We start from the raw sequence: 17,536 nt of genomic DNA, 5'->3' as shown, positions 1-17,536 counted from the left end.
CTACGCGGTCATCGCGTTGCGATATTCGCCCTGGCCCCTGAGGGCCAGCAGATTGTGACCGATCAGCTCCTCCGCGCCGACCGGCCGGCCACCCGCCGAGTGCGGCGTGATGATCAGGTTCGGCGCATCCCACAGGGGATCACCCTCGGGCAGGGGCTCCTGGCTGGTGACGTCGATGGCCGCGCCGGCGATTCCCCCGTCGGTCAGGGCCTGAATCAGGGCGGTCTCGTCGACCGTCGGCCCGCGGCCCACGTTGACGACGTACGCGGTATCGGGCAAGGTCGCGAGCACCTCGGCGTCGAGGGCCCCCTGAGTCGCCTCGGAATTGGGCAGAATCATCACGAGCACGTCGGTGCGGGCCAGCAGCTCGTCCTTCTCCTCGGTGGCGACCACGTTGTACCCGTGCCGTTGACCGGTCGAACGCGCGATCCCGGAGACCTTGGCGCCGAGAGCCTCGAAGAGCCCGGCAACACTCGCCCCAATGGAACCGAATCCCCAGATGGTCACCTGCGCGTCGAGCAACGTCGTGACCGGTCCCGCGGGGTGAAGCTCCTGCGGTCCGCCCAGTTCACGGGACCAGACGTGCCGCTTCTGAAGCTCGCCGAGCTCGGGCAGGGATCGCACGAGCGCCAGCGTCAGGGCCAACGTGTGCTCCGATACCGTCCGGTCGTGCAGGCCGATGCCCGAACAGATGACCACCTCGTCCCCGAACCCGGCCTTCGCGACCTGGTCCGGTCCGGCCGCCAGCGCCTGGATCAGGCGCAGGTTGGTCATGCGTCGGGCCGCATCCGCGAGCTGATCATCGGTGTTGACCCAGGCCACAAGGACCTCGGCGTCCGTGTGCTCGTCCGGGATCGGGGACTTCGGATCGTAGGAGACGGCGACGTCGTCCTCGCCAAGCGGCAACTGTTCGGCGTCGATCGTCACGGACGTGGGCAACAGAATTTTCACGGGATTCTCCTGAGGTTCGCGGGGCTTCTGCCCACCAATGTACGGAACGCGGGCCGAAAAGCCCGAGGGGGCGCTTAACCCATCTTGCCACCGGCCCCCGGCTTCCGGGTGTGACACCATAGAGGCACTGACTCAGCGTTCACGGAGGTACCCGTTGATTTCCATCATCGTGAAATTTCACGTCACCGCGGATTCGGCAGACGCGTTTCCCAGCATCACTCGCGAATTCACCGAGGCCACCCGGGCCGAGCCCGGAAATAAGTGGTTCCAGTGGTCCCGCAACGTCGAAGATCCGCAGGAATACGTGCTGATCGAGGCGTTCGACGACGACGCCGCGGAGGCTCACGTCTCGAGCGATCACTTCGCCAAGGGTCTCGAGGCCATGCGCCCGCACCTCGTCGAAACCCCCAAGATCTTGTCCCGCCAGATCGAGGGCGACGACTGGGATCTCATGGGCGAATTGCAGATCGACCAATGATCCAGCCGGAGCCGGTCGACGATCGGCCCGTGGACCCCGCTCGGCAGCACGGTTCCGTGCAGCTGGCCGTCTCGACCGTCATTTTCGCGATGCGCCAGGACGGCGACGACGAACACCACTCCCTGTGGTTGCCCCTGGTCCGCCGGTTGCGTGAACCCTACCGGGGCATGTTCGCTCTGCCGGGAGGCCCCCTCTCGCCGGATCTTTCCCTGGAAAAATCCGCCGGCTCGACGCTCGAGCGGGCCACCGGCCTCGTTCCGGGATACCTGGAACAGCTCTACGCCTTCGGGCGCGTTCACCGGACGTCAGGCCCCGAGGACGAAGCTTCCGAGGCCGTGACCCCTCCCTGCGAGCGCGTGGTGTCGGTGGTCTACTGGGCCTCGATCCCGGCCACCGAGGTCGGGCACACCCGGGTGCACGAGAACATCCAGTGGATGCGGGCCGACGCCCTGCCGCGGCTGGCTTTCGACCACAACGAGATCGTCGACTACGCCCTGTACCGGCTCAAGAACAAGGTCGAATACTCCCGGATCGCCCACTCATTCCTGGGCGAGGAGTTCACCCTCGCCGAGTTGCGCGAGGTCTACGAGGCGATCCTCGGGCGCAGGCTCGACCCCGCCAATTTCCGGCGGCAGATAGCGGCGTCGAAGAGCATCATCGACACCGGAAAGCGCATCGAGGGCACCCGCCACCGGCCGCCCCGGCTCTTCCGTTACGACCACACCCAGGCCTTCGCGGATCAGGGCCCCCTGGGCATGTATCGGGCCGCCGCCCACGACGCCGCCGTCAAGCGGGGCGAGGCGACGTAGGCCCGGGCGCCGGACGCGAGCGGGCCGATCAGAGCTCGATCGCCCCGGCCGGTCCTTCCGCCGCACCGTCGGTGAGTTTGGTCCGCGCGATCTCCGCGACCGAGGCGATCCTGCCGCTCGGATTCCCCCAGAGTTGTGCCGACTCGCCCACAAAGCGCATCAGGCCCAGTTGGGGATCTTCCTTACCGCCCTCGAACCACGCGGCCGTGCTGTCGGTCCACAAGCGGTCGATCATGGCCCGGTTGGAGTTCTCGAACTGAACGTGCCCCGAGACCGACAACCACGAGCCCACCTCCGCGAAGGAGAGGTTGATCTCGGGATTCTTGTCGATGTCGTCGGCCTGACCGCCGTCCAACCCGATGAAGAACCACACCTCGGCGTCGTCCGTGACCAACTGCGGGGTCATCGGGTGCGAGTGCAGGCGTCCGTCGTCCCGGGACACCGAGGTCATCATCACGAATCGCTCGCTCCGCATGATCTCGACGATCGTCTCCAGCGTCAGTTCGCTCATGTCAGTTCCTTCCACAGCGCGGGCTCTAGGCTGGCAGGCCCGTCCCTCCCATTTTCTCCGGGTCGCGCCACCGATGCCAACGACGCCGCGAACATCGCGTCCGCGGGCTTGGTCACGCCCGGAAAAGTCGCTGATTGGCGAATTCGACGATGCCCAGCCGCCCGAGTTCGCGGCCATTGCCCGACCTCTTGACCCCGCCGAACGGCAATTCGGCATCGGTTCCCCCGGGAACATTGATCGAGACCATCCCCACCTCGAGGCCCTCGCCGACCGCCTCGGCCCGCTCGGGATCCCCGCCGAAGACGGCGCCGCCGAGGCCAAACACGGAGTCGTTGGCGATCCGGATGCACTCTTCGTCGCTGTTCGCCGAGTGCACCACCACGACCGGCCCGAAGAGCTCCTCGTGGTAGACGTCCATCTCCGGGGTGACGCCGGTCAGGAGGGTCGGCGCGTAATAGAAGCCCTCTCGGTCCAGGCGATGCCCGCCGGTCTCGAGGGTGGCGCCCTGAGCCACCGCCCGGTCCACCTGATCCGCGATGGTCTCCCGGGCCGACTCCGAGGAGAGCGGGCCGAGGGTCGTCGCGGGATCCTGCGGATCTCCCGGCCGGTAGTCGCCCTCGAGAGCGCGCTTGACCGAGGCGACGAACGGGGCATAGGCCTCTTCCATGACGATGAATCGTTTGGGCGAGTTGCAGGCCTGACCCATGTTTTCCATGCGCGCTTCGACCGCCAACGCGGCGATGTCGTCGATATTCTCCTCGTCGAGCACGATGAAGGGGTCGGAACCGCCCAGCTCGAGGACCACCTTCTTGAGTTCCTCGCCGGCGACCTTGGCCACCGTGGCGCCCGCGGCCTCGCTGCCCGTGAGCGAAACCCCCGCGACACGCGGGTCGCGGATGATGCCCTCGATATCCCCGCTGTCTACCAGGAGGGTGCGGTACACGTCCGAGCCGAGCCCGGCGGCGTCGAGGACGTCGGCGAAGGCCAGCCCGGAGGCCGGGGTCGAGGACGCCGGTTTGATGAGCACCGCGTTGCCCAGGACCAGGTTCGGCGCGGCGATGCGGGCGAGCTGGTACAGCGGATAGTTCCAGGGCATGACCCCGAGGATCACGCCGGTCGGGCGGTACTGAATGACGTCGTTCTGGGTGGAGTCTTCCACCGGGCGTTCCGCGAGCATCTCGGGGCCCTTGGTGCCGTAGTACTCGAAGATGCGGGCGACGATCTCGATCTCTCCCGTCGCATCCGCGTGGCGTTTGCCCATCTCCTGAGTGATCACGGCCGCCAATTCCTCGGAACGTTCCCGGAAAAGCTCGGCGGCCTTCAACAGCGCCGCGGATCGTTCCTCCGGGGTCGCGTGACGATTGGCGCGATAGCCGTTATGGAGGGTTCCCAGGGCGAATTCGATCTCGTCGCTCGTGGCGGCGTCGAATTCCCGAACGGTCTGACCGCTGGCGGGGTTAATGATCGCGTACATGCAGCTCCTCGGGATGTGTCTTGGGGTAATGCCACGACTCTTCCCGCTTTGGGCACGCCTTTCCACAGCCGTTCATCATGAGAGACGACCCGAGACGCGACGAAGCCCCGCGCCGTTCACGGCGCGGGGCTTCGTACGTCGGGAACCGACTCGTCCTTAGTTGGGGACGATGAGGCCCTTCGTCTGCTGACGAGCACGGTCGAAACGTGCCTGGGCGTCGGCCCAGTTGGCGATGTTCCAGAATGCCTTGACGTAGTCCGGCTTGACGTTCTGGTAATCGAGGTAGAAGGCGTGCTCCCACATATCCAGCTGCAAGATCGGGGTCTGGCCCAGCGGGACGTTGCCTGCCTGCTGATCGTAGAGCTGGAACATGTTCAGGCGCTCTCCGATGGCGTCCCACGCGAGGACGGCCCAGCCGGAGCCCTGGATGCCGGTGGCAGTTGCGGTGAACTGCTTCTGGAAGGCATCGAAGGAACCGAAGAAGTCGTCGATCGCGGCGGCGAGCTCACCGGTCGGCTTGTCGCCTCCGTCCGGCGACAGGTTGTTCCAGAAGATCGAGTGGTTGGTGTGACCACCCAGGTTGAAGGCGAGGTCCTTCTCGAGCTGGTTCACGTAGGTGAGGTCGCCTGCGGAGCGGGCCTCTTCCAGCTTCTGAAGCGCCGTGTTCGCGCCCTTGACGTAGGTCGCGTGGTGCTTGTCGTGGTGCAGCTCCATGATGCGAGCCGAGATATTGGGCTCGAGAGCCGCGTAATCGTAGGGAAGATCGGGGAGTACGTACTGGTCAGCCATAACCATTCCTTTCGGTGATCCAGCTAATAGATCCGCTTCGACCTTAACACCGCGCTCCGAACGTCATCCAGGAAAACGTCATAACTTCCGCCGCCAGCGGAAGTGACGTTATAAGCGGTCGCGCAGGTAATCGTGGAGGACGCGGTGCCCTTCCGCGGACGGATGGAGGCCGTCGCCGAGCAGGTCGGGCCGGTCGCGCACGGCGTCCCAGGCGTCGACGAAGTCGATGTGCCGTTCCTGACACCACGCCCGCTGGCGCTCCACGGCGCTGTGAACGGCCTTGACGGTCGACTGCATCCCGCCGACCGTGGTCCTGCGGGTCTCATCCAGCCAGATGGGGCTGATGACGACCAACCGCGCGCCCAGGGCGGCGCAGGACCGGCGGATGGTCTCCAGGGCGGACTCGATGTCGGGGTTGGGTTGAGGGCCGTCGAGCGGGCGGGCCATGTCGTTGACGCCGGCCGCGAGGAGCACGGTGTCCGGGCGCCGCCACGGAAGTTCAGCGGGCAACTGTTCGGCGATCTCGACCAGGGTGATACCGGGGATCGCCAGGTTAAACCAGCGGCGATCGGGGTCCGCGTAGGCGTGCATCTCGCGAGCGAACCTCCCGCTCCAGCCGCCCTCGGGATCGTGCTGACCATAGGCGATGGAGTCCCCGCCCACCACCACGCGCTGGGCCGCCGCCAGTGGGGTCGCGGGCACGTAGGCCCAGCACGGCGAGCCGTCGGCCAGCAGGACCTCTCGGCGCACGTAGTCGGAGACCTCGTAGCGGTCCGCGGCGGCCAGTTGCTCGTCGTCGAGCTCCAGGAGGACCCCCTCCACCGAATCCTCGATGCGGCGGACCAGGCTCGGGTGCCGGTCGGTGCCGCTCAGCTCGACCACGGCCGGATCCGTGATCTCGAGATCCCGGACGACGAATCCCGGCAGACGGGCGGGCGAGGAGGGCACATCGCCACCGAAGAGCTGGGTCTGGACGCGCGGATTCTGGAGGGTCCCGTAGGAGAAAAGTCGGTGCATGATCGACACAGTAGCGAAATTTCGCGGGCCGTGGCACGGACTCACCGTCGCCGCAGGTCAATCAGGATTCCGCCTCCGCGGCGGCCCCGTAGAGGTGTTCCGGGCGGCCCGTGGACCCGTAGTGCAGGCTAACGGTCGCGGCCCGGGTCTCGGCCAGCTTGGCCAGGTGACGCTGGGCGGTGGCCCGTGAGATTCCCACGGCATCGGCGACCTCGACCGCGGAGAGCACGCCGCCGCGGTCGCGGAGGCACTCGAGGACCTTGGACGTGGTCGAGGAGCCCGCCGCGACGCTTCGGGGGCCCGCGCCCGACGCGTCGTGCAGGACCCGGAGCGCACGATCGAGGTCGGCCTGTGACAATCGATCCTTCTCCCACATGCGGCGATACCTCGCGTACCGGCGAAGAACCCCCTGGAGATGAGCGGCCTCGAAGGGTTTGAAGACGTAGGTCAGGGCCCCCGCCCGCAGCGCCGAGCGCACGAGCGACGCATCGGTCACCGCCGAGAGCATGATCGCGTCGACATCCCATTCCTTGATCACGTCCACGCCGCGCCCGTCGGGCAGCACGTGATCGACCAGCAGCAGGTCCACTTCCTCACGGGCGAGCACCTCCCGCGCGGAGCGCACGTCCCGGACCGGCTCGAGCACCCGGAACTCCGGGATCTCGGCGACGTACTGACAATGCAATTGGCCGACGTACAGATCGTCGTCGAGCACCAGAACCGTGATCATTCCTTCTCCTCCAAGACATCGGGCAAAATGACGCCGAAGCTCGCCCCGCCGAGCCGGTCGTCGTGGCGGGCCAGCAGCCACACCCGCCCGCCGTGGCGGCCCGCGACGCGGCGGCACAGCGCGAGTCCGATGCCCAGGCCGTGGCCGTCGGCATCGGGGGCTCCCGCGCCGCTCATCCCCTCCTCGAAGGCCGCCTCCCCGGCCTCCTCCGAGGCGATGCCCGGGCCGGTGTCCGTGACCACGGCGTGCAACGCGGAGCGGTCGCTCAGCAGCTGGATCTCCACGACCCGCGAGACCGCATCGCATTGGGCGACGGCGCGCACCGCGTTATCGATGAGGTTCCCGAGGATCAGGGTGACGTCCTCGGGATCGCGCACCCGGCCTAGGACCAGCGAATCCTCCGCGACCCTCAGGTCCACGCCGGACTCGGCCGCGGTGGTCCCCTTGGCCTCGATGAGCGCCCGCAGATAGGGGTCGTCGACCAGCTCGACGCCCTGGATGGGCGCGCCGATCGGGCCGGTCCGCAGGATCTCGCCCAGATAACTCTCGGCCTCGCCGTAAGCTCCGGTGCCGACCAGGCCCATGACGGTGTGCAACCGATTCGCGAACTCGTGGCGCTGGGCGCGCAGGGCGTCGGCCATCGTCGTGACCGAGGCGAGCTGACGGGACATCGTCAGCACCTGGGTTTCGTCGCGCAGGGTCACCACGCCCCCGACCGACATCCCGCCGCGACGCACCTGCACCGCGGTCGCCAACAGGATCCGGTCGGCCACGGCGATGCGGCGGCGCAGGGCGGTGTCGTCGCCGTGGTCCCCGCCGAGGACCTCCGCGACCATGCGACGTATCTCCTCGGGGACCGAGGCCAGATCGGTGACCGCGTCCTGGCCCAGGAGTCGGCGGGCGGTCTGATTGGTCAAGGTAAGCTCCCCGTCCGGGGAGAAGCCGAGGACGCCGTCGTCCAGGCCCCTGAGCACCGCTTCCTGATGTTGCGCCATCTGGCTGAGTTCTTCCGGGCCGATCCCCAGGGTCTGCCGCTTGAGCCGGCGCCCCAACGCGATCGAGGCCACGACGCCGACCGCGAGCGCCGCCGCCGCGAGACCGCCGATCGCCAGGACCTCCCGGCGCACGTCCGCGCCGACCGCCGAGGTGCGGATCCCGACCGATACCTCGCCGACGACCGTCCCGTCCCCCGTCGAGGAGTACACCGGGACCTTGGCCCGCACGGTCTCACCGAGGGTCCCCGCTTGGTGGGTGATCTCCTCGTGCCCGGCGAGGGCGGCGTCGGGAGAGGTCGAGACCTTCTTGCCGATCAGCGAAGGCTCCGGATGGGCCAGGCGCAGCCCCCGGTCATCGGTGACCACCACGAAGTCCACGGAATTTCTCGCGCCGGTCTCCATCGCGAGTTTCTGCACGTCCGAGGTTCGGGCCGTGTCCGGGGAGATGCCCCGCGCGCTGGCGTCGGTCGCCGCCTGGGTCACGACGCTGTCCGTCGAGAGGGTTCGCGCGATCGCGAGCGCCTGGGTTTCGGTGGTGTCCGTGACATTGCGGATGCCGAGCCACGAGAAGATGACCGCCGCCAGGGTGAGCACGACGATGATCACGGCCAGCTGGCTCGTGAGCACGCGACGCGAGAAGGAATCCGAAGGGCGGGGCATGCGATCAGCCTAAGCGCGCACGGGCCATGAGCAAAATGCGCATAAGGCGATCAATGATCAGAACGGGATCTGTGAGCACAAGGGAGCGCGAAACTCCCAGACTTCCCTAAGGTGTATCCCGCATCACAATTCACTTCGAAGGAGAAGCCCGTGATCGTCCTTCTCGGATTCGTCATGATTCTGGTCTTCATGGCCCTGATCATGACCAAAAAACTCTCGCCCGTCTTGGCGCTCATTCTGATCCCCACGATCTTCGGCCTCTTCGCCGGGGCGGGGCTCGGCATCGGAGACATGGTCATGGACGCGATCGAGTCCATGTCCTCCACCGCGGCCCTGCTGCTGTTCGCGATCATCTATTTCGGCATCATGATCGACGTGGGGTTGTTCGACAAGCTCGTCGAGGTGATCCTTCGATTCTGCGGCAACGACCCGGTCAAGGTCGTCTTTGGCACCGCGCTGCTGACCGGCGCGGTCTCGCTCGACGGCGACGGCTCCACGACGTTCATCGTGGTCACCGCTGCCATGTTGCCGATCTATCAGCGCCTGCAGATGTCGCCGGTGGTGCTGACCTGCGTCGCGGGCCTGATCAACGGCACGTTGAACATCGTCCCCTGGGGCGGGCCGACGGCCCGCGCGGCGTCGGCCCTGCATATCGACGCCAACTCGATCTTTGCCCCCATGGTCCCCTCGCTGATCGTCGGGTTGATCGTGGCCCTGTTCTTCTCCTACCTGTTGGGTAAGTCCGAGCGTCGCCGCCTGCTCGCCAAGGGCGTGGCGTGGGTCAACGACCCCTCGACGGAAGATTCCCAGGCCGAGTCCGGCAACCGCGGAGGCTCCGGCAAGCGCGGGGGCTCGATCGCCGCATCCGTGGCCGCCCGCACCGAGGGCTCCGACGACGCCGCCCCGGCCGGCTCCGAGACCGCGGGACCGGCGACCCAGGCCCTGGTCATCAACCAGTTCGAGGACGAAGGCAAGACCACCTCGGCGCTCACCGACACCGCCTTGGACCCCAACCGCGCGACCCTGCGGCCGCACCTGTTCTGGTTCAACCTCGTCCTCACGGTCGCGATCATGGTCCTGTTGATCGCCGATATTCTTCCCCTGCCGTACCTGTTCATGATCGGTACCGTCTTGGCCCTGCTGGTCAACTTCCGCGGCGTCAAGGAACAGCAGGAAGAGCTGGCCTCCCACGCGACCTCCGTGATCTCCGTGGTCGCGATGGTCATGGCCGCGGGCGTCCTGACGGGCGTCATGAGCGGAACGGGAATGGTCGATCACATGGCCTCGTGGCTCGTCGACATCATCCCGCCGGCCCTGGGGCCGTACATGGCCGTCATCACCGGCGTGCTGTCCATCCCGATGACGTTCTTCATGAGCAACGACGCCTTCTACTTCGGCATCTTGCCGGTCCTGTCCGAAACCGCAGCTCACTACGGGATCCCCGCGACGGATATGGCCCGCGCCTCGATCACGGGCCAGCCGGTCCACCTGCAGTCGCCGCTGGTCCCCGCGATCCTGTTGCTGGTCTCGCTCTCGGGCGTTGAGCTGGGCGACCATCACAAGAAGGTTCTCTGGCGCGCGTTGATCGTCGCACTGGTGATGCTCGCCGTCGGCGTGCTGGTCGGCGTGATCGCCATCGGCCACGCATGATCGAGTACGGGACGGAACCGAAACCCTCCGGGAGGAAAACATCATGACCGACTTCTACTCGAAGCCCATTCGCCGTAGCGCGGAGCCCTCGCTGAGGGTCTCGTCATCCCAGGCCATCGACCGGGCGGCCCGGAGCATCGTGGTGGGCTACCGGACGGACGCCAGCCCCCAGGTTATGAAGGAGGCGATCGCCGCCGCCGAACGGCACAAGGCCGCGTTGCGGGTCGTCGTGTACGCGACCGACACCACGGCCGCCCCCGCGAGCGGCCGGATCGATCAGGTCAAGGAGATCTCCTTGCAGATCATCGAGGCCGGCCTGGAATTCGAGATCCAGCGCGCGGGCAGCGACGTCGCCGAGCAGGTCCTGGACCTGGCCGCGGAGCATCACGCGTCGCTGATCGTGCTGGCCACGCGGCGTCGCTCGCCGGTCATGAAGCTCTTCCTGGGATCGAGCGCCCAGCGCGTGATCCTCGAGGCGGAGTGTCCCGTCCTGACCGTCAAATAGCACCGCGGCGCTCACGGCACCGGCGGGTCAGAGGCTCCAGCTCTCCCGCCGGTGCGCCGCGTCCCAGAACAGCTCTTCGTAGCGCGAGGCATCCAAGAAGACCTCGCGCATCCGCTCACGCACGGGTTCGGTGGCCGCCGCCGCGGCCTCTTCGACCACGTCGATGGCCCGCTGGGTCGCCTCCGCGAAGGCCGGGTCGCCATATTCCATGACCCACTGCCCATACGGGTGATCCGCGATCTCGGTGGCCCGCCCGGCGAGCCTCCGGCCCACGTCGGCGTAGATCCAGAAGCACGGCAGGACGGCCGCGGCCCCGACCTCGTAGGGCTCGTAGGCGCAGGCCGCCAGGAGCGTGTACATGTAACCGCGGGTCGTTGCCGAGGGAACCTCCGGGACGCTGTGCCCACTCAGGCGCTCGTCGCCCAGGAGCTGCTCGTGGAGAATCTTCTCCTCCGCGACGGCGCTGCTCGCGCTTCCCGCCCAGAACTCCGCGGCGTCGCTCGTCGGCGCCCGCGAGGCCAGGACCGCCATGGCCCGGGAATAATTGGCGAGGTAGAACTCGTCCTGCTGGATGTAGTGCACAAAGACGCCCGGGTCCAGGGTCCCGTCCGCCAGCTCGGCGAGGAACCTCAGCTCCCCGACCCTGGCCAGGATCTCCGCGGCGTCGCTCCACAACCGGCCGGTGAAGGGCCCGGTCCGCCAGATGGTCTCGTTCATGCTCGGCCTTTCCTCTCTTGTCACCGCACGGTGTGGGCGAAGTGATCCACGGGACCGTGCCCGCGCTCTGGGGTTCGGGACAGGGTCCACGACGCCCCTTCTTCCAGGGCCGCGGTCAGGTACGACTTTCCGTGGCGCACGGCCTCGCTCAAGGCCGCGTCCCGCAACGGATGAGGCTCGGCGGGGCGTCCGGCCGATGCGTCGTCGCGGTGTTCCGCCAGGCGGGCCGAGTCCCGCGCGGCGTAGGCGGCGATCGCGGAGGACAGCGTGCACCCCGTGCCGTGCGTGTTTCGCGTGGTCACGCGCGGGGCGGCGAATTCGGAGAGGACCGGCTCCCCGTCGAATCCGCCGTGGCCCGGGCTCCAGGTCGGGTTGATGGCCAGCACGTCGACGGCCTGGGCGTCGTCCAGGTGACCGCCCTTGAGAAGAACCGCACGGGGCCCGAGGCCGAGCAACTCCGTGGCCTGCTCGCGGACCCGGGCGAGGGTATCGGCCACGTCCTCCGGGCGTCCCAGGAGCCGGGCGGCCTCCGGGAGGTTCGGCGTGATGACGTCCGCGAGCGGCACGAGCTCTTCGCGGAGGGCCGCATCCGCGTCGTCGCTCAGGAGGGGATCCCCGCTGGTCGCGACCATGACGGGGTCGAGGATCACGGTGCCGAACTCCGACCGACGATCCTCGATAAGGCGCGCCAGGGCCCGGACGATCTCCGCGGTGCCCAGCATGCCGATCTTGGTCGCATCCACGGGCAGGTCGTCGATGACCGACTCGACCTGAGAGGCGACGACGTCGGCCCCGATGCCGTGGACCCCCCGCACGCCGAGGGTGTTCTGGCACGTCAGTGACGTGATGCAGGCGCAGCCGTAGGCCCCGAGGGCCGAAAAGGTCTTGAGGTCTGCCTGGATTCCGGCGCCCCCGGAAGGGTCCGATCCGGCGATGGTCATGGCGATGGGTGGGCGCATCAGTGACGTCCTTTCGGTTCGAGGGTCCGGCGTGAAATCTCCAACAGTTCGGCGGCGGCGCTCCGCGGATTCGGCGCGGAGGCGATCGCCGAAACCACGCACAGCCCGTCGGCGGGCACTCCCGCCAGAGATCGGGCCGTCTCGGGGTTGACTCCCCCGATGACCACGCTCGCGAGCCCCCCGGCCCGGGCGATGTGCGCGCACTCGGCCACGCCGTCGGGACCGAGGGGAGCGGCGGCGTCGGTCTTGGTCGGGGTCGCCCAGGCCGGACCGATCCCCAGGAGGTCGGCGTGGCCTTCCGCCACGGCGTCGCGGGCCTGTTCCGGGGTCGAGACGGACAGCCCGATCATCGCGGACTCCCCGAGAACCTGCCTGGCCCGCCTGGCCGCGGCGTCGGACTGGCCCACGTGAACGTCGAGTCCCAGATCGGCCGCGATCGACAGCCGGTCGTTCACGACCGTCCGGGCCGCCCGGCCCGAGTCCTCGCCGGCGCGGCGCACCGCGTCGGCGCACGCGCGGGCCAACCGGGCGAAGCCTTGGTCGTCGAGCTCCTTGTCCCTGACCTGCACCACGCCGACGCCGCCCATGACCGCCTCGTAGACCACCCGCGCGGTCTCGTCGACGCCGCCGCACAACCGGGTGTCGGACACGAAGTACAGCGAAAGGTCCGTCCCGGGGGCGATCACGCGACGTCCTCAATCTCGACGACCCGCGCGATCGCGGCCGGCGAGAGGGTGTAGAGGGCATCGATCCACTGGGTACGGAAGGTGCCCGGGCCCTCGGCGACGCGGCCCGCCAGGGTGCCCGCCGCCCCGAGGTGGGCGTGGGCGGCGAGAACCGCGTCGTGGTCGCTCAGTCCGACCGGCCGCGCGGCCCCGAGATACGCGGCGACGGCGGCGCCCAGGGAACATCCGGTGCCGATCACGAGCGGCATCAGGGCATGCCCGCTCCTCAGGCGCGTCACGCGTCCCGAGGAAACGATCAAGTCCCGCTCCCCCGAGACGGCGACGACCCCGCCGGTCTTCTCGGCGAGCGCGAGGGCCGCGTCTTCGGCGGCCTCGACGGTGTCGGTCGAGTCAACGCCACGGCCGCCCTGACCCAGGCCGGCGAGGGCGACGATCTCGCTGGGGTTTCCGCGGATCGCGCTGGGTGCGAGGCCCACCAGCTCGCGGGCAAGGTCCGTGCGCAAGGGCAGGCCCCCGACGGCGACCGGGTCCAGAACCCACGGGACCCCGTGGCTGCCCGCGGTGGATACGGCGGCGCGGATGGCGTCGATCTGTTCGTCCGAGACCGTCCCGACATTGACGACGACCCCTCCCGCGAGGCCGGCAAAGATTCGGGCTTCCTCGGGATGTTCGACCATCGCGGGTGAGGCGCCGATGGACAGCAGGACATTCGCGGTGATCTCTTTGACCACGGCGTTGGTCAAGCAGTGCACGAGCGGGGCGGTGGCCCGGACCTGCTCGGCGCACTCGACGACGGCTGTTGCCCCGTGGGGATGGCGTGGTGAATCCGTCATGGTGACGATCCCTTCGCTAGTTCTGGCTAGATCAGGTTCAAAGAGTCTTATCTCAGCCCGCCTCGGGCACCCCTTGTCACTGGAGGTAAGGCTTCTTCGCCTCACCCGTCGAGTCTAACGCCGTCGGGCTCGAGCCTTGGGGGATCTCGCCGCCGGAACATCACGACGCGGGGGAAACCCTTCACTCGAACACGGATATCCACATGGTCTATCCACACTGTGGAGAACTTACATCCCTGTGACTCCCCACGGTGTCATTTACGTCCGCATCGGCTCACATACGCGGCGATCGAAAGTAATTTTCCCGGGATTTTGCCGGGTACTTCCAGGTAATTTCCCCCGTCACGCCGGTCTATCCCGACGCTCTGCGCGATTCGGCGCCGCGGCGCACCGCCGGTTTTCCCCACCTGTGGATAACTTTGTGCACAGCGGGTGGACAATCCGGGACGGCTCATCCCCCATCCTGTGGATAACCCGGTTCAGCGGGGCCCCTCCAGTACCCCCGGGATATCGGGCCTCACGCCCGTCGCGGAGCTGCCGAGGCCCGGAGCGTCGGCGCGTTATCCACAGAAGTTATCCCCACCTGTGGGCGAGTTACACGCGCGTAGTTCGATTCCCCGGATAACTGCAGACCGGCCGCGTTCCCCGAGATGAGCGCGTCTTCCGGAAGTCGTCCACCGATCCGTCGGACACATATTCGAGTTGTTCACACCGTTGTGCACACCTGTGGATAACTTTCTCCACCGTGTGTGCAGAACATGCGCCCTTTCGAGCGGCCCTCGCGATGGACGGCCGGTCCGCTACCCGGTCTCTCCCCGCTCGGACCGCGAGACGTCCCGCGGGGAGAGACCGGTGGCCGACGCGTCCCGCGCGTCGGCGATGTCCACGCCCGCGAGCACGAAGGAGAGCCCTCGCCGGGACCGGGTCAGAGGCACCGAGATCAGGGCGATCACGATCCACAGGTCGAACAACCCCCTCGCGATCTGCCCTCCACCAGAGCCGGGCGCAGCCCCGGAGGCCGCGCCGACCAGCACGTAGGGTGCCGCGACGACGCTCACGCGCAGGGCCGCGCGCCAGGAACCCAACCGGTTACCCTCCGACGTCGCGTGCCGCGCGGGGAGACGCCGTGCCTCGCCGGTCGTCGGGCCCCGCCGCACCGGGGCAAGCCAGAGGGTTCGCTGCCCGACCGATGCGCCGGTCCCGGTCAGCACCGGCAGGTAGACGTAGGCGAGCCCGGCCAACGCTGAGGTCCATCGGGACCACGCGAGCGTCGTCGCGACGTTCGCCCCCGGGTCCGCCAGGTACCAGGCCATCGTGACGGCCACGCTCACGCCCGTGACGATCACGTTAACGCCGATCCAGTCCAGGAGCATCGAGAACCACCTCCGCCCGGCGGTCACGGGCCGTGGTTCGCCGCGATCTTCCCGGAGGGAACGCGGGGAGGGCATCCACGCGAGCAGCAACGGGGCCAGGATCGCCCCCAGGGCGCCGCCCAGGGTGTTCAACAGGACGTCATCGACGTCGGCCATCCGGTATGCACACGGGTAGAGGCCCCACAACCCGGTCAGCTGGGTCGTCTCGATCGCCACGGAGGCCACGAGCGCCGTGATCGTCGAGACCATCGGACCGTATGTGAAGAAGCCCCGCGCGAGCACTCCCCACGGCAGGAACAGGACCACGTTGAACACCACCTGCAGGAGGGCGTGCGAGGTCAGGGCCTGGTCGAGGGGAAGGCCGGCCGTGTTCTCCCGCACGACCCCGAGGAAGTGCAGGGGCACCGGGTTGGGACTCGGGGAGGACGAACAGCGCGGTCCCGAGGGAGGGGGCAACGGCAACATGGTGTACGCGAAGACGCCGGCGAGATAGATGCTCACGGCGCACGTGCCCAGCAGGCGGCGCGCGGTCACCCGCCCGAAGCGTCGAAACTGCACGACGAGGAGGGGAAGCAGGCTGAGCAGAAAAACGGCCGCTCCCCCGCCGAAGCCGGCGAAGAACGGCCACACCCACTGGTTCACAGGCGACTCCAGGCCCTCGTCATCCGATGATCCTTCCCGCACTAGGCTACTGAGCATCGACGGGTCTCACCGATGAAGCACGACACACCTCGTCCGATTCATGACCGTCTGACATGGAACGATGCCGTTTCGCGATGTCACCGCCCGAACCCCAGGCACGCGTCTAGCATCGAATCATGAGCACCTTGAGAGACCAACTGGCCGCGCTGCCGTCGTTCCCCCATCCGTTACCGGTCCTGGACCCCGAGCAGGCCCCCGAGGACCCGCACGAGCTGTTCTCGCGGTGGTTCCAGGACGCGATCGACTCCGGGCAGAGGCAACCCCACGCGATGACCTTCACGAGTATCGACGGCGAGGCGGCCGTCGGCCGGACGCTGATCGTCAAAGACATCGACGAACGGGGCTTCCACTTCTCGACCCATCGCACCTCCCGCAAGGGGCAACAGATCGAGGCCAACCCGCGTGCATCCATGATCTTCTTCTGGCGAGAATCGGGGCGCCAGGTTCGCGTCACGGGCGTCGTCCACGCCCTGAGCCGGGAGGAATCCGAACGGGACTGGCAGGCCCGCCCGAGCTACACGGGCTCGCCCAATCCCGACTGGCAGCTCTACGCCCTCGAACCGCGGGAATTCGAATTCATGCAGGCCCGCGAGGACCGCAACCACACGCGCGTGGAATACATCCGCCATGGGCCGACGTGGAGCCACGGAACGGTCGACACCCCCGCGGGCTGACCACGGACGGCCCGAATCGACCCTCTCCAGAACCTGGTGGCTGCGGCTCAGGTTCCTTCCTGCTGGAACGTCTAAGCTGTGGGGTCATGGACATAGAGTTGCGCCATCTTCGAGCACTCGAGGCCGTCGGGGACCAGCAATCTTTTACCCGGGCGGCTCAGGCCCTGCACATCACCCAGCCCGCGCTGAGCCGCACCATTCAGCAGCTCGAATCCAGGCTCGGGGTGAGCCTCGTGGACCGGACGTCGCGTTCGGTCCGGTTGACCCCGCGGGGCCGCAGGCTCCTCTCCCGATCGCGGGTCATCCTCAAGGACGTGCAGCAGGCCCTGGAGGAGGTCTCCGGCGAGCCCGAGTTGCGGGTCGGCTTCCCCTGGGCCCTTCCGGACCCGTGGATCTCCCAGACCACGGCCCACTTCGAGACCGTCAGCGGCCTCGATCTGAGGCTCGCCCGCAGGGACGACGTCCACGAGGCCCTCGTGGAGAAGACCATCGACGTCGCGGTGTGCCGCGACGACATCTCCTCCGAGGCGGTGCACTGCACCGTGCTCATGTGGGAGCCGCGCGTGGCCGCGGTCAGCGCGCGGGGTCCACTCGCCCATCGGTCGTCCATGTCCTGGAATGAGTTGGGAAAATACCCCCTCGTGATCAACACGGTCAGCGGCAATACCGGGCCCGCGCTCTGGGAGAGGGGCCACCGCCCACGCAGGATCGTCGAATGCCGCAATTACGACGAATGGGTCGCCCTGGTCGCGGCGGGACGGGGTGTGGGCGCCACGCCTCGATCCGCGGCGTTCACGCACGGGCATTCCGGCGTCGAGTTCATCCCCCTGGAAGATGCCCCTCCCGTGCCGCTGTGCATCGCGTGGCTCCGGGACGGGGAGAATTCCGCGATCCGCACGTTCCGCGAGGTTTCCGTCGCTAATCTCCCCGAGCGGTTATCCCTGCTCACGCCGCCCAAGGGGCCCGTATGTCCCCTCCCGCAGCGGGGCCGATCCGGCTAGCCTGGGATCACGGCGGGGAGTT

At 67.9% G+C, this 17,536-nt stretch carries 18 protein-coding genes and 1 riboswitch; of the genes, 6 read left to right on the top strand and 12 right to left on the bottom strand.

Annotated features, from left to right (window positions below; translation table 11 throughout):
- On the bottom strand, window positions 1-951 hold the full coding sequence (locus CURSPS6_RS00770; protein ID WP_030013377.1) for a phosphoglycerate dehydrogenase: 951 nt from the start codon (window positions 949-951) through the stop codon (window positions 1-3).
- A 154-nt stretch (window positions 952-1,105) separates the two neighbouring features.
- Between CURSPS6_RS00770 and CURSPS6_RS00765 the strand changes: the two genes are divergently transcribed.
- A complete protein-coding gene (locus CURSPS6_RS00765; RefSeq protein WP_030013375.1) occupies window positions 1,106-1,429 on the top strand; it encodes a putative quinol monooxygenase in 324 nt (107 codons plus the stop codon).
- Window positions 1,426-2,238: an NUDIX hydrolase gene (locus CURSPS6_RS00760; protein ID WP_030013372.1), complete on the top strand. Its 813-nt coding sequence runs from the start codon at window positions 1,426-1,428 to the stop codon at window positions 2,236-2,238. The genes CURSPS6_RS00765 and CURSPS6_RS00760 overlap by 4 nt, the downstream gene beginning before the upstream one ends.
- Window positions 2,239-2,266: 28 nt before the next feature.
- Here the strand turns inward: CURSPS6_RS00760 and CURSPS6_RS00755 are convergent, their stop codons facing one another.
- The 6 genes from CURSPS6_RS00755 to CURSPS6_RS00730 form a co-directional block, all read right to left on the bottom strand.
- Window positions 2,267-2,749, bottom strand: a complete 483-nt coding sequence (locus CURSPS6_RS00755; RefSeq protein WP_051687457.1) for a pyridoxamine 5'-phosphate oxidase family protein — start codon at window positions 2,747-2,749, stop codon at window positions 2,267-2,269.
- A 112-nt stretch (window positions 2,750-2,861) separates the two neighbouring features.
- Window positions 2,862-4,223, bottom strand: a complete 1,362-nt coding sequence (locus CURSPS6_RS00750) for an NAD-dependent succinate-semialdehyde dehydrogenase (protein ID WP_030013368.1) — start codon at window positions 4,221-4,223, stop codon at window positions 2,862-2,864.
- Window positions 4,224-4,379: 156 nt separating this feature from the next.
- Complete coding sequence (locus tag CURSPS6_RS00745) at window positions 4,380-5,012, bottom strand: superoxide dismutase (protein ID WP_030013367.1); 633 nt, start codon at window positions 5,010-5,012, stop codon at window positions 4,380-4,382.
- 108 nt (window positions 5,013-5,120) lie between these two features.
- Window positions 5,121-6,029, bottom strand: a complete 909-nt coding sequence (locus CURSPS6_RS00740) for a GDSL-type esterase/lipase family protein (RefSeq protein WP_030013366.1) — start codon at window positions 6,027-6,029, stop codon at window positions 5,121-5,123.
- 61 nt (window positions 6,030-6,090) lie between these two features.
- Complete coding sequence (locus CURSPS6_RS00735) at window positions 6,091-6,759, bottom strand: response regulator (RefSeq protein WP_030013365.1); 669 nt, start codon at window positions 6,757-6,759, stop codon at window positions 6,091-6,093.
- Window positions 6,756-8,414 (bottom strand): sensor histidine kinase, encoded by a 1,659-nt coding sequence (locus tag CURSPS6_RS00730; RefSeq protein ID WP_035809885.1) that lies wholly within the window; start codon window positions 8,412-8,414, stop codon window positions 6,756-6,758. Before CURSPS6_RS00730 ends, CURSPS6_RS00735 begins: the two co-directional genes overlap by 4 nt.
- 150 nt (window positions 8,415-8,564) lie before the next feature.
- On the opposite strand from CURSPS6_RS00730, the gene CURSPS6_RS00725 reads away from it, so the two are divergent.
- Both CURSPS6_RS00725 and CURSPS6_RS00720 read left to right on the top strand, forming a co-directional pair.
- Window positions 8,565-10,064 (top strand): CitMHS family transporter, encoded by a 1,500-nt coding sequence (locus CURSPS6_RS00725; protein WP_030013363.1) that lies wholly within the window; start codon window positions 8,565-8,567, stop codon window positions 10,062-10,064.
- Window positions 10,065-10,107: 43 nt separating this feature from the next.
- Window positions 10,108-10,569 (top strand): universal stress protein, encoded by a 462-nt coding sequence (locus CURSPS6_RS00720; protein ID WP_030013361.1) that lies wholly within the window; start codon window positions 10,108-10,110, stop codon window positions 10,567-10,569.
- 27 nt (window positions 10,570-10,596) lie between these two features.
- Here the strand turns inward: CURSPS6_RS00720 and CURSPS6_RS00715 are convergent, their stop codons facing one another.
- From CURSPS6_RS00715 to CURSPS6_RS00695, 5 genes are all read right to left on the bottom strand, one after another.
- Window positions 10,597-11,286, bottom strand: a complete 690-nt coding sequence (locus tag CURSPS6_RS00715) for a TenA family protein (protein ID WP_030013359.1) — start codon at window positions 11,284-11,286, stop codon at window positions 10,597-10,599.
- 20 nt (window positions 11,287-11,306) lie between these two features.
- Window positions 11,307-12,245 (bottom strand): bifunctional hydroxymethylpyrimidine kinase/phosphomethylpyrimidine kinase, encoded by a 939-nt coding sequence (gene thiD / locus CURSPS6_RS00710; RefSeq protein WP_030013358.1) that lies wholly within the window; start codon window positions 12,243-12,245, stop codon window positions 11,307-11,309.
- Window positions 12,245-12,931: a thiamine phosphate synthase gene (thiE, locus tag CURSPS6_RS00705; protein ID WP_030013356.1), complete on the bottom strand. Its 687-nt coding sequence runs from the start codon at window positions 12,929-12,931 to the stop codon at window positions 12,245-12,247. The genes thiD and thiE overlap by 1 nt, the downstream gene beginning before the upstream one ends.
- Window positions 12,928-13,764 carry a hydroxyethylthiazole kinase gene (gene thiM / locus CURSPS6_RS00700; protein WP_030013354.1) on the bottom strand — a complete coding sequence of 279 codons (837 nt, stop codon included), beginning with the start codon at window positions 13,762-13,764 and terminating at the stop codon, window positions 12,928-12,930. The genes thiE and thiM overlap by 4 nt, the downstream gene beginning before the upstream one ends.
- Window positions 13,755-13,848: riboswitch (TPP riboswitch) on the bottom strand. Its footprint overlaps the gene before it by 10 nt.
- A 716-nt stretch (window positions 13,849-14,564) precedes the next feature.
- Window positions 14,565-15,779: a VanZ family protein gene (locus CURSPS6_RS00695; RefSeq protein ID WP_030013352.1), complete on the bottom strand. Its 1,215-nt coding sequence runs from the start codon at window positions 15,777-15,779 to the stop codon at window positions 14,565-14,567.
- Between the two features lie 176 nt (window positions 15,780-15,955).
- Here CURSPS6_RS00695 and CURSPS6_RS00690 point away from each other — a divergent pair, with 176 nt between their 5' ends.
- A complete protein-coding gene (locus tag CURSPS6_RS00690) occupies window positions 15,956-16,513 on the top strand; it encodes a pyridoxine/pyridoxamine 5'-phosphate oxidase (RefSeq protein ID WP_030013351.1) in 558 nt (185 codons plus the stop codon).
- Window positions 16,514-16,599: 86 nt separating this feature from the next.
- Window positions 16,600-17,514, top strand: a complete 915-nt coding sequence (locus tag CURSPS6_RS00685; RefSeq protein WP_082469871.1) for a LysR family transcriptional regulator — start codon at window positions 16,600-16,602, stop codon at window positions 17,512-17,514.
- The last annotated feature ends 22 nt before the right edge of the window (window positions 17,515-17,536 follow it).

The sequence above is a fragment of the Curtobacterium sp. S6 genome (genome assembly GCF_000710345.2).
Taxonomy (GTDB): Bacteria; Actinomycetota; Actinomycetes; order Actinomycetales; family Micrococcaceae; genus Rothia.
The sequence above is the reverse complement of the archived record's forward strand: the minus strand, read 5'-3'. Positions and strand labels throughout refer to the sequence as shown.

Coding starts and splice junctions, on each gene's coding strand:
- CURSPS6_RS00690 (WP_030013351.1), top strand. CDS start 15,956: ATGAGCACCTTGAGAGACCAACTGGCCGCGCTGCCGTCGTTCCCCCAT.
- CURSPS6_RS00740 (WP_030013366.1), bottom strand. CDS start 6,029: ATGCACCGACTTTTCTCCTACGGGACCCTCCAGAATCCGCGCGTCCAG.
- CURSPS6_RS00750 (WP_030013368.1), bottom strand. CDS start 4,223: ATGTACGCGATCATTAACCCCGCCAGCGGTCAGACCGTTCGGGAATTC.
- CURSPS6_RS00735 (WP_030013365.1), bottom strand. CDS start 6,759: ATGATCACGGTTCTGGTGCTCGACGACGATCTGTACGTCGGCCAATTG.
- CURSPS6_RS00720 (WP_030013361.1), top strand. CDS start 10,108: ATGACCGACTTCTACTCGAAGCCCATTCGCCGTAGCGCGGAGCCCTCG.
- CURSPS6_RS00760 (WP_030013372.1), top strand. CDS start 1,426: ATGATCCAGCCGGAGCCGGTCGACGATCGGCCCGTGGACCCCGCTCGG.
- thiD (WP_030013358.1), bottom strand. CDS start 12,245: ATGCGCCCACCCATCGCCATGACCATCGCCGGATCGGACCCTTCCGGG.
- CURSPS6_RS00730 (WP_035809885.1), bottom strand. CDS start 8,414: ATGCCCCGCCCTTCGGATTCCTTCTCGCGTCGCGTGCTCACGAGCCAG.
- thiM (WP_030013354.1), bottom strand. CDS start 13,764: ATGACGGATTCACCACGCCATCCCCACGGGGCAACAGCCGTCGTCGAG.
- CURSPS6_RS00715 (WP_030013359.1), bottom strand. CDS start 11,286: ATGAACGAGACCATCTGGCGGACCGGGCCCTTCACCGGCCGGTTGTGG.
- CURSPS6_RS00755 (WP_051687457.1), bottom strand. CDS start 2,749: ATGAGCGAACTGACGCTGGAGACGATCGTCGAGATCATGCGGAGCGAG.
- CURSPS6_RS00685 (WP_082469871.1), top strand. CDS start 16,600: ATGGACATAGAGTTGCGCCATCTTCGAGCACTCGAGGCCGTCGGGGAC.
- CURSPS6_RS00745 (WP_030013367.1), bottom strand. CDS start 5,012: ATGGCTGACCAGTACGTACTCCCCGATCTTCCCTACGATTACGCGGCT.